The organism is Streptomyces sp. R302, from assembly GCF_012927245.1.
In the GTDB taxonomy this organism is placed as follows: Bacteria; Actinomycetota; Actinomycetes; order Streptomycetales; family Streptomycetaceae; genus Streptomyces.
This window is the reverse complement of record NZ_JABBGE010000009.1, coordinates 440,997-455,326: the sequence shown is the minus strand read 5'-3', so window position 1 is coordinate 455,326 and position 14,330 is coordinate 440,997. Positions and strand designations below refer to the sequence as shown.

At 73.8% G+C, this 14,330-nt stretch carries 14 protein-coding genes; 3 read left to right on the top strand and 11 right to left on the bottom strand.

Annotated features, from left to right (window positions below):
• Window positions 1–648 precede the first annotated feature (648 nt).
• Window positions 649–1,647, top strand: a complete 999-nt coding sequence (trpS, locus tag HHL19_RS28480) for a tryptophan--tRNA ligase (protein ID WP_169093203.1) — start codon at window positions 649–651, stop codon at window positions 1,645–1,647.
• On the opposite strand, the gene HHL19_RS28475 is transcribed toward trpS, so the two are convergent.
• The gene (locus tag HHL19_RS28475; RefSeq protein WP_169093202.1) at window positions 1,614–2,612 is read right to left on the bottom strand and encodes a helix-turn-helix domain-containing protein; all 999 of its coding nucleotides are present in this window, start codon (window positions 2,610–2,612) and stop codon (window positions 1,614–1,616) included. The two genes, trpS and HHL19_RS28475, sit on opposite strands and share 34 nt — an antisense overlap.
• Before the next feature lie 76 nt (window positions 2,613–2,688).
• On the opposite strand from HHL19_RS28475, the gene HHL19_RS28470 reads away from it, so the two are divergent.
• Window positions 2,689–3,267: a cysteine hydrolase family protein gene (locus HHL19_RS28470; RefSeq protein WP_169093201.1), complete on the top strand. Its 579-nt coding sequence runs from the start codon at window positions 2,689–2,691 to the stop codon at window positions 3,265–3,267.
• On the opposite strand, the gene proC is transcribed toward HHL19_RS28470, so the two are convergent.
• The 5 genes from proC to HHL19_RS28445 form a co-directional block, all read right to left on the bottom strand.
• The gene (gene proC / locus HHL19_RS28465; RefSeq protein ID WP_169093200.1) at window positions 3,264–4,073 is read right to left on the bottom strand and encodes a pyrroline-5-carboxylate reductase; all 810 of its coding nucleotides are present in this window, start codon (window positions 4,071–4,073) and stop codon (window positions 3,264–3,266) included. The genes HHL19_RS28470 and proC overlap by 4 nt on opposite strands.
• 86 nt (window positions 4,074–4,159) lie before the next feature.
• Entirely contained in the window at window positions 4,160–4,897 is a 738-nt protein-coding gene (locus HHL19_RS28460; RefSeq protein WP_169093199.1) for an ABC transporter permease, read from the bottom strand.
• Window positions 4,894–5,718: an ABC transporter ATP-binding protein gene (locus HHL19_RS28455; RefSeq protein WP_169093198.1), complete on the bottom strand. Its 825-nt coding sequence runs from the start codon at window positions 5,716–5,718 to the stop codon at window positions 4,894–4,896. Before HHL19_RS28455 ends, HHL19_RS28460 begins: the two co-directional genes overlap by 4 nt.
• Window positions 5,719–5,804: 86 nt before the next feature.
• Complete coding sequence (locus HHL19_RS28450; protein ID WP_169093197.1) at window positions 5,805–6,311, bottom strand: hypothetical protein; 507 nt, start codon at window positions 6,309–6,311, stop codon at window positions 5,805–5,807.
• Window positions 6,312–6,360: 49 nt separating this feature from the next.
• Complete coding sequence (locus tag HHL19_RS28445) at window positions 6,361–6,615, bottom strand: SH3 domain-containing protein (RefSeq protein ID WP_169093196.1); 255 nt, start codon at window positions 6,613–6,615, stop codon at window positions 6,361–6,363.
• 143 nt (window positions 6,616–6,758) lie between these two features.
• Between HHL19_RS28445 and HHL19_RS28440 the strand changes: the two genes are divergently transcribed.
• Window positions 6,759–9,011 carry a serine/threonine-protein kinase gene (locus HHL19_RS28440; protein WP_169093195.1) on the top strand — a complete coding sequence of 751 codons (2,253 nt, stop codon included), beginning with the start codon at window positions 6,759–6,761 and terminating at the stop codon, window positions 9,009–9,011.
• Between the two features lie 18 nt (window positions 9,012–9,029).
• Here HHL19_RS28440 and HHL19_RS38265 read toward each other — a convergent pair whose 3' ends face one another.
• The 5 genes from HHL19_RS38265 to HHL19_RS28415 form a co-directional block, all read right to left on the bottom strand.
• Window positions 9,030–9,470, bottom strand: coding sequence for an acetyltransferase (locus HHL19_RS38265; protein ID WP_169093194.1), 441 nt, complete (start codon window positions 9,468–9,470; stop codon window positions 9,030–9,032).
• A gap of 180 nt (window positions 9,471–9,650) precedes the next feature.
• Entirely contained in the window at window positions 9,651–11,504 is a 1,854-nt protein-coding gene (gene ilvD / locus HHL19_RS28430; protein ID WP_169093193.1) for a dihydroxy-acid dehydratase, read from the bottom strand.
• 179 nt (window positions 11,505–11,683) lie between these two features.
• Window positions 11,684–12,298, bottom strand: coding sequence for a TetR family transcriptional regulator (locus tag HHL19_RS28425; protein WP_169093192.1), 615 nt, complete (start codon window positions 12,296–12,298; stop codon window positions 11,684–11,686).
• Window positions 12,295–13,119 carry a sugar phosphate isomerase/epimerase gene (locus HHL19_RS28420; RefSeq protein ID WP_169093191.1) on the bottom strand — a complete coding sequence of 275 codons (825 nt, stop codon included), beginning with the start codon at window positions 13,117–13,119 and terminating at the stop codon, window positions 12,295–12,297. Before HHL19_RS28420 ends, HHL19_RS28425 begins: the two co-directional genes overlap by 4 nt.
• Before the next feature lie 124 nt (window positions 13,120–13,243).
• The gene (locus HHL19_RS28415; RefSeq protein ID WP_169093190.1) at window positions 13,244–14,188 is read right to left on the bottom strand and encodes a Ppx/GppA phosphatase family protein; all 945 of its coding nucleotides are present in this window, start codon (window positions 14,186–14,188) and stop codon (window positions 13,244–13,246) included.
• Between the last annotated feature and the right edge of the window lie 142 nt (window positions 14,189–14,330).

Genomic DNA, 14,330 nt, shown 5'->3' with positions numbered 1-14,330 from the left:
GCACGCTGTTGAGTTCTCAAGGTGCGGACGCTTCCTTCGTTCCTGTTTCCAGGCCCTCCGGGCGCTTCCTTCGTTTCCGACTCTATCAGATCTTTCCGATCCGATTTCCTCGGTGCTTTCCGGTCCCTTTCGCTTTCGCTCCGGGCCCTTCCGGCGTTTCCGACTCTATCAGATCCTTTCGGCGTCTGATTCCCAGTCAGCGGGGTTTGTCTTCCGGGCTGTTGGGCCGTTCCGACGAGTGAGACATTAGCGGATTCCCCGGCCCCGAAGCGAATCGGGGCCTGCGTCCGAAGTTCGAACGCGGATTCCTCATTTCGCAAAAGCGCACGGAAAGCAGAACGGCACGACGAATCGTGGCCGTCAGGCTCAGTGGTTCTTGCGGAATCGCTGTCCGGGGCCGACCGGGGTCGGTGCTCACGTCGGACAACTCGGAGAACAGTACGGACCGTGTAATCCCGTGTCAACCCCGGTCCGGCGGCGTACCCTCTCCGTATGACTACGCATGCGCACACCACCCAGTGGTGGGCCGCCTGACCGGCGGCCCGTACTGACGCATGCACACGGCCGCCGACTCGGCGGCCGTTCGCGTATCCCCCTCCGGGAGCCGGGCCGTCGGGCCGGCGTTGGACGGAGAAGGAGCGGAACGCGATGACGAGGATCTTCAGCGGGGTCAAGCCGACGGGGCATCTGACGCTGGGCAACTACCTCGGGGCCGTACGGCGGTGGGTCGAGGTGGATCAGCACCAGGGCGAGGCGCTGTTCAGCGTGGTGGATCTGCACGCGCTGACCGTGGAGCACGATCCCGCGCGGGTGCGCCGGCTGAGCCGGCAGGCGGCGACGCTGCTGCTGGCCTCGGGGCTCGATCCGGAGCTCTGCACGCTGTTCGTGCAGAGCCATGTGGACGAGCACGCCCGGCTGTCGTACCTCCTGGAGTGCACGGCCACCGACGGCGAGCTGCGGCGGATGATCCAGTACAAGGAGAAGAGCGTGCAGGCGCGGGAGGCCGGGCAGGGGGTACGGCTGTCGCTGCTCACCTATCCCGTGCTGATGGCGGCGGACATCCTGGCCTACGGGGCCGACGAGGTGCCGGTGGGTGAGGACCAGACGCAGCACGTGGAGCTGACGCGGGATCTGGCGGTGCGGTTCAACCAGCGGTACGGGCACGTCTTCACCGTGCCGAGGGCGACGCGGCCGGCGGTGGCGGCGCGGGTGATGGACCTCCAGGACCCCACGTCGAAGATGGGGAAGTCGCACGAGAACGGGACGGGGATCGTCTATCTGCTCGACGACGCGGACACCGTGCGGCGGAAGGTCATGCGGGCGGTGACCGACAGCGGGCAGGAGGTCGCCTACGACCGGGAGCTCAAGCCGGGGGTCACGAACCTGCTCGATCTGATGGCGGCGGCCACGGGTGGGGACCCGGAGGAGCTGGCCGGCGGGTACGCCTCGTACGGGGCTCTGAAGAAGGACACGGCGGACGCGGTCGTGGAGCTGCTGCGGCCGGTGCGGGAGCGGCATGCCGAGCTCGCGGCGGACCCGGCGTACGTGGACGGGGTGCTGCGGCGGGGGGCCGAGCGGGCCCGGGGGACGGCGCGGCCGCTGGTCGACCGGGCCTACCGGGCGATCGGGCTGCTGCCGGCCGTCTGACGGAAGGCGCCGCGGTAGTCGCGCGGGCTGGTGGCGAGGTGCGAGGCGAAGTGCTGGCGCATCGTGACCTCGCTGCCGAAGCCCGCGCGGCGGGCCACCTCGGGGAGGGGGTGGTCGGTGCGTTCGAGGAGTTTCTGGGCGGCGGCGACGCGCTGGGTGATGAGCCAGTGGAGGGGGGTGGTGCCGGTGGTGGCCTGGAAGTGGCGGGCGAAGGAGCGGGGGGACATGCCGGCGTGGGCCGCCAGGCTCGCGACGGTGTGGGGCTGGTCGAGGTGGGCGAGCGCGTGGGCGCGTACGGCGGCGAGGGCGTCGGCGTCGCGGTCGGTCCTGGGGGTGGGGCGCTCGATGAACTGGGCCTGGGTGCCGGTGCGGAAGGGGGCGGTGACCATCGAGCGGGCGACGGTGGCGGCGGCCTCGGCGCCGTGGGCCGTACGGACCAGGTGGAGGCAGAGGTCGATGCCGGCGGCGGTGCCGGCCGAGGTCCAGATGCCGGTGTCCTCGATGTAGAGCGCCTCGGGTTCGACACGGACCTTGGGGTGGCGGGCGGCGAGGGTGTCGGCGAGGCGCCAGTGGGTGACCGCGCGGCGGCCGTCCAGGAGGCCGGCGCGGGCAAGGACGAAGGCGCCGGCGCAGAGGGAGGCGACGGGGACGCCGGCGGTGTGGGCGCGGCGGAGGGCGTCGAGGGCGGGGGCCGGGACGTCGGCGTCGGGGTCCTCGATGCCGGGGACGAGGACGAGGTCGGTGGGGGTGAGGGCGTCGATCCAGTCGAGGGGGCGGTCGGGGGTGAGGCTCAGGCCGCCGCGGAGGGGGATCGGGGCGGCCGGGTCGGCGGCGGTGCGGCGGAGGTCGAAGGCGGGGACGCCGTGGCGGACGCGGTCGGTGCCCCAGACCTCGGTGACGACGGAGACGTCGAAGGCGCGGATGCCGGGGAAGGTGAGGAGGGCGATGCGCTGGGGGGCTGGCATGGTGTGGCAGTAAACCATCGATCGCCGGCTTCCGTACCTCTGGGGCGGGCGGTCGGGCCCCGGCAGGATCGTGGTCATGGAGATCGAGGAGAACGCGGCGCTGATCGTCATCGACGTCCAGAAGGGCTTCGCGTACGAATTCTGGGGACGGCGGGACAACCCGGAGGCGGAGGAGAACATGGCCGCCCTGATCGACCGGTGGCAGGAGACGGGCCGGCCGGTGGTGTTCGTACGGCACGACTCGCGGCAGGCGGGGTCGCCGCTGGCGCCGGGGACCCCCGGGAACGCGTTCAAGGACTTCGTCGAGGAGCGGCGGGGCCGGGGGGCCGGGCCCGAGGTGCTGGTGACGAAGACGGTGAACTCCGCCTTCTACGGGGAGCCGGACCTGGACGCGTGGCTGAAGGGCGCGGCGATCGAGCAGGTGGTGATCGTCGGGATCCAGACGAACATGTGCAACGAGACGACGGCCCGGATGGGCGGGAACCTCGGGTACGACGTGCTGTTCCCGCTGGACGCGATGCACACCTTCGACCTGGCGGGGCCGTTCGGGTGGACGCGGTCGGCGGAGGAGCTGACCCGGGCGACGGCGGTGTCGCTGCACGGCGGGAGGTTCGCCCGGGTCGTGACGACGGCGGAGGTGCTGTCCGCCGCTTAGCCGTTGCCGGAGGCGAGCTCGCGGCTGCGGTCGCGGGCGGCCTCCAGGGCGGCGATGAGGGCGGCGCGGACGCCGTGGTTCTCCAGCTCGCGGATGGCGCTGATGGTGGTGCCGGCGGGGGAGGTGACGGCCTCGCGGAGCTTCACCGGGTGTTCGCCGCTGTCGCGGAGCATCACGGCGGCGCCGATGGCGGCCTGGACGATGAGGTCGTGGGCCTGGGCGCGGGGCAGGCCGAGGAGGATGCCGGCGTCGGTCATGGCCTCGACGAGGAAGTAGAAGTACGCGGGGCCGGAGCCGGAGAGGGCGGTGGCGGCGTCCTGCTGGGACTCGGGGACGCGGAGGGTCTTGCCGACGCCGCCGAAGATCTCCTCGGTGTGGGCGAGGTGCTCGGGGGTGGCGTGGCTGCCGCCGGAGATCACGGACATGCCCTCGTCGACGAGGACGGGGGTGTTGGGCATGACGCGGACGACGGGGGTGCCGGGGCTGAGCCGCTCCTCGATGAAGGAGGTGGGGATGCCGGCGGCGGCGCTGACGACGAGGCGGTCGGCGGCCACGTGGGGGCCGAGTTCGTCGAGGAGGCGGCCCATGTCCTGGGGCTTGACGGCCAGGATGAGGGTGTCGGCGCGCTTGGCGGCCTCGGCGTTGGTGACGGCCTCGACGCCGTAGCGGTCGTGGAGCTCGGCGGCGCGCTCGGCGCGGCGGGTGGTGACCAGCAGGTGGGCGGGGCGCCAGCCGGCTCGGATCATGCCGCTGAGGAGGGCTTCACCGATCTTGCCGGTGCCGAGGACTGCGACGGTCTGGGTCATGGCTCTGTTCACCTCGCCGGAGGGGGTTACGTGCCGTCATCCTCGCACCGGCCGGGCGGCCGGTGCGCGGGGTGTCCGAGGGGCGGTCACGGGGTGCGGCGGCGGAGGGTGGCGGCGCCGAGGGCGAGGACGAGGACGGCGCAGCCCGCGACGACGAGGGCGTCGCGGACGAAGGCGGACGTCACGTCGGGGTGGCGGAGGACCTCGTTCATGCCGTCGACGGCGTACGACATGGGCAGGACGTCCGAGATCGCTTCGAGGGCGGGGGCCATCCTGTCGCGCGGGGTGAACAGGCCGCAGAGGAGGAGCTGGGGGAAGATCACGGCCGGCATGAACTGGACGGCCTGGAACTCGGAGGCGGCGAAGGCGGAGACGAAGAGGCCGAGGGCGGTGCCGAGGAGGGCGTCGAGGAGGGCGACGAGCAGGAGGAGCCAGGGGGAGCCGACGACGTCGAGGCCGAGGAACCAGACGGCGAGGCCGGTGGCGAGGACGGACTGGACGACGGCGACGAGGCCGAAGGCGAGGGCGTAGCCGGCGATGAGGTCGGCCTTGCCGAGGGGCATGGCGAGGAGCCGTTCGAGGGTGCCGGAGGTGCGTTCGCGCAGGGTGGCGATGGAGGTCACCAGGAACATGGTGATGAGGGGGAAGATGCCGAGCAGCGAGGCGCCGATGTCGTCGAAGGTCCCCGGGCTGCCGTCGAAGACGTAGCGGAGCAGGAAGAGCATCACGCAGGGGACGAGGAGCATCAGGGCGATCGAGCGCGGGTCGTGGCGGAGCTGGCGCAGGACGCGGGCCGCGGTGGCGAGGGTGCGTGCGGTGCTCATGGGCGGGGCTCCTCGTGGGCGGCGGGGCCGGCCGGCCGGGCGGCGTGGGCGGCTGCGGTGTCGACGAGGTGGAGGAAGGCTTCTTCGACGGTGTCCGTGCCGCTCCGGCGGCGGAGGGCGTCGGGGCTGCCTTCGGCGAGGATCTCGCCCTCGCGCATCAGGAGGAGGCGGTGGCAGCGCTCGGCCTCGTCCATGACGTGGGAGGAGACGAGGAGGGTGGTGCCCCGGTCGGCGGCGAGGCGGTGGAAGAGGTCCCACAGGTCGCGGCGGAGGACGGGGTCGAGGCCGACGGTGGGTTCGTCGAGGACGAGCAGGTCGGGGCTGCCGAGGAGGGCGACGGCGAGGGAGACGCGGCTGCGCTGGCCGCCGGAGAGGCGTCCGGCGAGGGCGTCGGCGTGGTCGGTGAGGTCGACGTCGGCGAGGGCGGCTTCGACGGCGGTGGCGCGGGCGGGGCGGTGGGCGCGGCCGGGGAGGAGGACGGCGGCGAAGTAGTCGAGATTCTGCCGGACGGTGAGGTCGTCGTAGACGGACGGGGCCTGGGTGACGTAGCCGATGCGGGGGCGGAGGCTCGGGTGTCCGGCGGGGCTGCCGAGGACGGTGAGGGTGCCGGTGACCTTGGCCTGGGTGCCGACGATCGTGCGAATGAGGGTGGTCTTGCCGCAGCCGGAGGGGCCGAGGAGGCCGGTGACGCGGCCGGCGGGGACGGTGAGGTCGAGGGCGCGCAGGACGGCGCGGTCGCCGCGTACGACGGTGAGGTCGCGGGCGGTGATCGCGGGTTCCCGGTCGGGGGGTTCGGGCTCCCCCGCGCTGTAATTCATCATGTGATGAATTGTGGGGACGGAGAAGCCCCCGCGTCAAGGATCGCGGGGGCTCGGGTGGGCCGGGTCCGGGCGCGCCGGACCGTGCCTCAGGAGCGCTTGGGCTTCTTGCGGGCGGCCGGGTTGCCGGTACGGGCGCCGCGGCGCTTCTCGTGGCGGGCGCGGGCCGTCTCGTACTCGGCGCGGCGGAGCTTCTCGCCGGGGGCCTCCATGAGGCAGCGCAGGGCGTAGGCGAGGAGCGTGCCGATGAAGCCGATGGCCTTGAGGCTCCGGAGGGAGTCCTCGCGGGCCTGGTCGGCGGGGCGGCGGCCGAAGCCCTCCCAGGTCTTGGTGAAGGCGATCGCCGAGCAGATCGCGAACATCAGGATGACCAGGGTGTTCACGAGGCCGCCCACCGCCGCGACCTGGAGTCCCTCGTAGGCGAAGCGCAGCACGAAGGCGCCCGCGACGGCCGCGGCGAGCGCGCCGGCGGCGAGGCCGGCGCGCCGCAGTCCGTAGTGGGCGCTGTGGTCGACCCAGGTGGTCCCGAAGAAACGGATCTCCTCGGGGCGGGGTCCGCTCGTGCCGGTTCCGGGGTGCTGCTTGTCCTCGCTCACGAGGTCGATTATCCCCGGTACGGCGCTGCGAGGGCCGAGGCGAAGGTCCTCAGGCGCAGCGCGGCGCCACGTAGTCGTCGCTGCCGGTCCTCACGTACGCGTCGGAGACGTACTGCCCCGGGGCGATGCTGTCCCAGATGCGGGTGGTGCCGTACGGCCCCGTGACCCACTCGCCGGGCTTCTGGCAGTGGACCGGGACGGTCGCTCCCTCGGAGAGCACCCGGACCACCGGGTACTGCGTGCTCGGGCCGGAGCGGACGTTGAGCCGGTAGCCCGGGGCGACCGGGTAGTACTTCACCGCCATGATGTTCTCCCCCTGGTTTCACTCTGTGCGACGCGCGCAGGCTAGCAAGCGCCGCCGACATCGCGGGGGCCATCGACTAGGCTCCGTCGCGTCGCGCAGGTGCGCGCGGACCGGACGGACGCGGAACCACACGGGGGTGGGAGATGCCGCCGTTGAGCAGGACCGATGCCGACCGGGACCCGGGGGGTCCCGAGTACGCCGGGGAGTACCGGCTGCAGGCGGTGCTCGGCGCGGGCGGCATGGGCGTCGTCCACCTGGCCTCCTCGCCCTCCGGGCTGCGGCTCGCCGTGAAGGTGGTGCACGCGCGCTATGCCGAGGATCCCGACTTCCGGGCCCGCTTCCGGCAGGAGGTGGCCGCCGCCCGCCGGGTCAGCGGCGCCTTCACCGCGCCCGTCGTGGACGCCGACCCGGACGCCGAGCGCCCCTGGATGGCCACCCTCTACGTCCCCGGCCCCACCCTCGCCGACCAGGTGCGCCAGCGCGGCCCCCTCTCCCCCGCCGAGCTGCGCCGGCTGACCGCCGGGCTCGCCGAGGCGCTGCGCGACATCCACCGCGCCGGGGTGGTGCACCGCGACCTCAAGCCGAGCAACGTGCTGCTCACCGACACCGGGCCCAAGGTCATCGACTTCGGGATCTCCCGGCCGGTCGACAGCGATCTGCGCACGGAGACCGGGAAGCTGATCGGCTCGCCGCCGTTCATGGCGCCCGAGCAGTTCCAGCGGCCGCGCGAGGTCGGACCGGCCGCCGACGTCTTCGCGCTGGGCTCGGTCCTGGTGCACGCGGCGACCGGGCACGGCCCCTTCGACTCGGACAGCCCGTACATCGTGGCCTACCAGGTCGTCCACGACGAGCCGGACCTCAGCGGGGTGCCCGGCGAGCTCGCGCCGCTGGTCGCGCGCTGCCTGGCGAAGGAGCCGGGCGACCGGCCGACGCCGGCGCAGATCATGGCGGCCCTGCTTCCGCCGTCGTACGAGGCCGAGGCCTTCATACCGACCCAGCGGCGGCGCCCGGTGCTGCCCGCCGACCCGTTCGCGCCCGACGGGCGACCGTACGCGCCCGACGGGCAGCCGTACGGGGCCGACGACGCCCTGGCCGCCCAGGGCGGCTCCGGCGCGACCATGACCCGGGCCGCCGTGCCCGCCCCGCCCGCGCGGCGCCGGCGGGGGCCGCGCGCCCCGCGGCTCACCGTCTCCGCCGCCGTCGTGCTCGTGCTCGCCGGGGCCGGGGTGTACGCGGCGCTGCGCCCGCCGGCCCGGCCCGCCACCGAGGCGCCCGCCCACCCCGCCGAGGTGGCGACCGCCTTCGACGGCTGGCACACCCGGCTCCAGGAGCACGGCGGGACCGCGGCGCCGGCCTGTCTGCACGAGGCCGGCTCCCTCTACTGCACGGCCCGGGGCGTCGCGCTCGCGCGGCTCGACCCGAGGACCGGCGAGGTGCTGTGGAAGCGGACCGGGCCGGTGGCGGCCGATCCGCCGCTCGCGCCGGTGCCGCTGGCCGGCGGGACGGAGCCGCTGGTCGGCGTCGCGACGGGGACCGGGCCGCTGCGCGCGCACGCCGTCGAGGACGGGGCGCCCGGCTGGACCGCGCGCGCCGACGTGGCCGAGACCTTCCGCCCTGCGGGCGGGGTGGTGGTCCTCACCGACGGCCACGGCGCGCTGCGCGGGATCGACGCGCGGACCGGGGCGGGGCGGTGGTCCCACCGCCTGACCGGGTTCGACAACCCCGTGCTCGGCGCCTACGACGCCCCGACCGGGCTCCTCACCGTCTCCGAGACGGCGGGGGACGGGCGGAGCAGCCGGATCGGGGCGGTGCTGCCGGCCACCGGCGAGCTGGTGTGGAGCCGGGTGGTGCCCGGGGACGCCGCTCCCGTCGGCCGCACCGGCGACGGCACGCTGGTGCTCGCCTCCCGCTACCAGGGCAGCCTGGTCGACGCGCTGGTGCTGCTCGCGCCGGGCGACCCGGACGCCCCGGGGAGCGGGCCGGACGCGGGCTCGGTGCGGCGGGTCGGGATCCAGGAGCGGATGCTGCTCGCCGGGGTCGCCGTGCGGGGCTCGGTGGCGTACCTGCTCTCCCTGGACGGGCGGCTCGTCGCCCTGGACACGGCGCCGGAGAAGGGCAGCCGGCGGTGGGAGCTGGAGACGGGGGCCTCCAACGTCTCGGCGCCCGTCCTCGGCCCCGACGAGCGGCTCTACCTCTCCGCGGCGGACGGGCGGCTGTTCGCCGTGGACACCGCGCGCGGCGCGGTCGTCGGGCAGACCCGGCCGCGCCTGGAGAACGGGCGGCTCGGGTACGCGCCCCAGGTGCCGGCGCCGCTGGTCGCCGGGGAGCGGGTCTTCGGGACGGCCCCGGACGGTTCGGTGTTCGCGGTGCACGCGCGCGTGGCGGAGTCCTGGTAGCCCGGTCCCCCGCGTGCGTCAGCCGCAGTGCTCCCAGGGGCTGGTGTACGTGTACGTGCCGACCCCGGCCTCGATCATGCCGCCCCAGCTGACGCAGCGGCCGGCGGCGTAGGCGCGGACCGGGCCCGCGTAGGAGCCGTACAGGCCCTGGTCCTTGCGGGTGGTGGATCCCTTCGGGGTGAGCCAGGCGCCGGTGGGCAGCCGGAAGCCGGCGGTGGCGTCGGTGTGCACGGTGACGACGCAGTTGTAGCCGGTGGCGGCGTTGTAGAGCAGGTGGACGCGGGCGAGGGCGGTGGTGGAGTTCCGCAGGGTCTCGACGTCGACCTGGGTGTAGCCGGAGCCGCAGAGCGAGGCCGGGGTGGCCGCGTGCGCCGGGACGGCGGCGAGGGCGGCGAAGGCCGCGGTGGCGGTCGCGAGGACGGCGGAGCGTCGGACCGTGCGGCGTACGGAGTCGCGCATGCGGATCCCCTCACTGGCAGGCGTGGACATGACACGTCATCGAGCGAGGCGCGAGCGTAGCGCGTGCGCACACGCGCGGGGAGCGGGCTTTTCGGCCCACCCGCGCGCGTGCGACGGGAAATCCCCCCTCACGCGCGCGTGAGGGGGGATTTCCTAGCGGCCCCCGGTGCGGGGCCGGTGTCAGCCGAGCTTCGAGACGTCTCGGACGGCGCCCTTGTCGGCGCTGGTGGCCATGGCGGCGTAGGCGCGCAGCGCGGCCGAGACCTTGCGCTCGCGGTTCTTCGGGGCGTAGACGCCGCCGAGGGCCTCGCGGCGGGCGGTCAGGGTCGCGTCGTCGACCAGGAGCTCGATCGAGCGGTTCGGGATGTCGATGCGGATCCGGTCGCCGTCCTCGACCAGGGCGATGGTGCCGCCCGAGGCCGCCTCCGGGGAGGCGTGGCCGATGGAGAGGCCCGAGGTGCCGCCGGAGAAGCGGCCGTCGGTCACCAGGGCGCAGGTCTTGCCCAGGCCCCGGCCCTTGAGGAAGGAGGTCGGGTAGAGCATCTCCTGCATGCCGGGGCCGCCCTTGGGGCCCTCGTACCGGATGACGACCACGTCGCCGTCCTCGACCCGCTTGTTCAGGATCTTCTCGACGGCCTCCTCCTGCGACTCGCAGACGACGGCCGGGCCCTCGAAGGTCCAGATCGACTCGTCGACGCCGGCGGTCTTCACGACGCAGCCGTCGACGGCGAGGTTGCCGTGCAGAACGGCGAGGCCGCCGTCCTTCGAGTACGCGTGGGCGGCGTCGCGGATGCAGCCGCCGGCCGCGTCGGTGTCGAGGCTCGCCCAGCGCTCGGACTGGGAGAAGGCGGTCGCGGAGCGGACGCAGCCGGGGGCCGCGTGGAACAGCTCGACGGCCTCCTCGGAGGCCGCGCCGCCGCGCACGTCCCAGGCGTCCAGCCACTCCTTGATGGAGCGGGAGTGGACGGAGTGGACGTCCTCGTTGAGCAGGCCCGCGCGGTACAGCTCGCCGAGGATGGCGGGGATGCCGCCGGCCCGGTGCACGTCCTCCATGTAGTACGTGCGGTCCTTGGCGACGTTCGGGGCGACCTTGGCGAGGCAGGGGACGCGGCGGGAGACCTCGTCCATGTCCGGCAGGCCGTAGTCCAGCTCGGCCTCCTGGGCGGCGGCGAGCAGGTGGAGGATCGTGTTGGTCGAGCCGCCCATGGCGATGTCCAGGGCCATCGCGTTCTCGAACGCGGCGCGGGTGGCGATGGAGCGCGGCAGGACGGAGGCGTCGTCCTCGTCGTAGTACCGGCGGGTGATGTCGACGACCGTGCGGGCGGCGTTCTCGTACAGCGCCTTGCGGGCGGTGTGGGTGGCGAGGACGGAGCCGTTGCCCGGGAGGGAGAGGCCGATGGCCTCGGTCAGGCAGTTCATCGAGTTGGCGGTGAACATGCCGGAACAGGAGCCGCAGGTCGGGCAGGCGCTCTCCTCGATGCGGGAGATGTCCTCGTCCGAGATGTTCGGGTTCACCGCGTCGGAGATCGCGTCGACCAGGTCGAGCGTGCGGACCGAGCCGTCGACGAGGGTCGCGCGGCCGGACTCCATCGGGCCGCCGGAGACGAAGACCGTCGGGATGTTCAGGCGCAGGGCCGCCATCAGCATGCCGGGGGTGATCTTGTCGCAGTTGGAGATGCAGATCAGGGCGTCGGCGCAGTGCGCCTCGACCATGTACTCCACGCTGTCCGCGATCAGGTCGCGGGAGGGCAGGCTGTAGAGCATGCCGCCGTGGCCCATGGCGATGCCGTCGTCGACGGCGATCGTGTTGAACTCGCGGGCGATGCCGCCGGCCGCCGTGATGGCGTCGGAGACGATCCGGCCGACCGGCTGGAGGTGGGTGTGGCCGGGGACGAACTCGGTGAAGGAGTTCGCCACGGCGATGATCGGCTTCCGCCCGATGTCCGCGCCCGGTACACCGGAGGCGCGCATAAGGGCGCGTGCGCCCGCCATGTTGCGGCCGTGGGTGACAGTGCGGGACCTCAGCTCGGGCATCGTCGCTCGCTCCTCGTGATGGATGTGCTTGCTTCGAGCGTACGCCGACGCTCCAAGATCTGGACAGCCCGTCCGGTATGCGGGACGGGATTCCAGGGGGCGGTCAGGGTCGGGCCGACGTCCCTCAGGCTTCCGTCAGGCCCCCGCCGGGCCCCCGCCGGGCCCCCGCCGGGCCCCGGTCAGGCTTCCGTCAGGTACCGCTGGAGCGTCGGGGCGACCTCCGCCACGATCGTCTCCGGGTCCGCCGAGGCCAGCGGCTCCACCTGGAGGACGTACCGCAGGATCGCGATCCCGATCATCTGCGAGGCCGCCAGCTCGGCCCGGAACTTCGGGTCCGGTACGGCGAGACCGGAGGCGACCCGCTCCAGGAGCCGGCGGAGCACGAAGGTCCGCAGCACCTTCGCCGCCGCCTCGTGGGTCACCGCGGAGCGGATGACCGCGAGGAGCGGGGCGCGGGTCGCCGGGTTCTCCCAGACGCCGACGAAGAAGCGGGCGAGGCGTTCGCCGACCTCCTCGCGCGGGCCGTCGAGGAGGGCGGGGACGACGAGCGTCGGTTCGAAGGAGACCTCGATCGCCGCCGCGAAGACCTCGTCCTTGGTGCCGAAGTAGTGGTGCACGAGCGCCGGGTCGACCCCGGCGGCCTTGGCGATGCCGCGGACCGAGGTCTTGTCGTAGCCGCGCTCCGCGAACTGGGTCCTGGCCGCCGTCAGGATGCGCTCGCGCGCGCCGGGGGCGGTGTCGTCTGCGGCGGCGCGGGCCGGGCGGCCGCGGCGCCGGGGGGAGGCCTCGCTCACGCGCGCGTGCCCCGGGCCGCCGAGGCGAGGTGGAGCCGGGTGAAGGCGAGCGCCTCGGCGAGGTCGGCCTCCCGTTCGGCGGCGGACATCGCGCGCCGGGTGTTGACCTCGATGACGACGTGCCCGTCGAAGCCGGTCACGGCCAGCCGCTCCAGGAGCTCGGCGCACGGCTGGGTGCCGCGGCCCGGCACCAGGTGCTCGTCCTTGGCGGAGCCGCGCCCGTCGGCGAGGTGGACGTGGCCGAGCCGGTCGCCCATGCGGTCGATCATCGCGAGGGTGTCGGTGCGGGCGGTCGCGGTGTGCGAGAGGTCGATCGTGAAGTGCCGGTAGTCGTCCTTGGTGACGTCCCACTCGGGGGCGTACGCGAGCATCTCGCGGTCCTTGTACCGCCACGGGTACATGTTCTCGACGGCGAAGCGGACGTCGGTCTCGTCGGCCATCCGCCAGATGCCGGTGACGAAGTCGCGGGCGTACTGGCGCTGCCAGCGGAACGGCGGGTGGACGACGACGGTGGACGCGCCGAGCTTCTCGGCGGCCGCCTGGGCGCGCTGGAGCTTGACCCAGGGGTCGGTGGACCAGACGCGCTGGGTGATCAGCAGGCAGGGGGCGTGGACGGCGAGGACCGGCACCTGGTGGTAGTCGGAGAGCCGGCGCAGGGCCTCGATGTCCTGGCTGACCGGGTCGGTCCACACCATGACCTCGACGCCGTCGTACCCGAGGCGCGCGGCGACCTCGAAGGCCGTCGCCGTCGACTCCGGATAGACCGAGGCCGTCGACAGGGCGACCTTCGCATCCGGGACGCGCACCGCTGGTTCTGCCACGACAGACAGGGTACGGGGCGCACCTGGGCGCGGGAGGGTGGTTCCGGTCACCCTCCGCACGCCGCGGCGGCGCCCCTTCGCGTCCCGCACGCGCGCGTGGCGCCGGCCGTACGCCCCCGGGGGCTCACGCGCCGGAGAGGACCTCCGGGAGGTGGTCGAGGCGGCGCAGGATCACGCCCTCGCGCAGGGCCCACGGGCAGATCTCCAGCTGCTCCACGCCGAGCAGGTCCATCGCGCCCTCGGCGACCAGGGCGCCGGCCAGGAGCTGGGCGGCGCGGCCCTCGGAGACGCCGGGCAGGGCGGCGCGCTCGCCGCCGGTCATGCCGGCGAGCCTCGGCACCCACTCCTCCAGGGAGGTGCGGGTCAGCAGCCGCTCCACGTAGAGGCCCTCGCCGGAGCCGGGGGCGCCGGCGATCCGGGCGAGCTGCTTGAAGGTCTTGGAGGTGGCGACGACGTGGTCGGGCTTGCCGAAGCGGCTGAACTCGCCGACCGTCCGGGCGATCTGGGCGCGCACGTGGCGGCGGAGTGCCTTGACGTCCTCGGTGTCGGGCGGGTCGCCGGGCAGCCAGCCGGCGGTGAGGCGGCCGGCGCCGAGCGGCAGGGAGACGGCCGCGTCGGGGTCCTCGTCGATGCCGTACGCGACCTCCAGGGAGCCGCCGCCGATGTCGAGGAGGAGGAGCTTGCCGGCGGACCAGCCGAACCAGCGGCGGGCGGCGAGGAAGGTGAGCCGGGCCTCCTCCTCGCCGGTGAGGACCTGGAGGTCGACGCCGGTCTCGTCCTTGACGCGGGCGAGGACGGCGTCGGCGTTGCCGGCCTCGCGGACGGCGGAGGTCGCGAAGGGCAGCACTTCCTCGCAGCCCTTGTCCTCGGCCGCCTGGAGCGCGTCGCGGACGGTCGCGACGAGCCGCTCGACGCCGCTGGGCGCGATGGCGCCGCGGGCGTCCAGGAGTTCGGCGAGCCGCAGCTCCGCCTTGTGGGAGTGGGCGGGCAGCGGGCGGGCGCCGGGGTGGGCGTCCACCACGAGCAGGTGGACGGTGTTCGAACCGACGTCGAGGACTCCGAGTCTCATGGCGGAAACGCTACTGCGCCGACCCGCATACGCTTGGTGTCGTGCCAAAGACGAAAAAGGCGAAGCCGGGCAAAGACAGTGCCGCCGGCGGCGACGGTGCCGCGCGCGAGGAGGTCCCGCACGACGTGCGGGACGTGAAGTA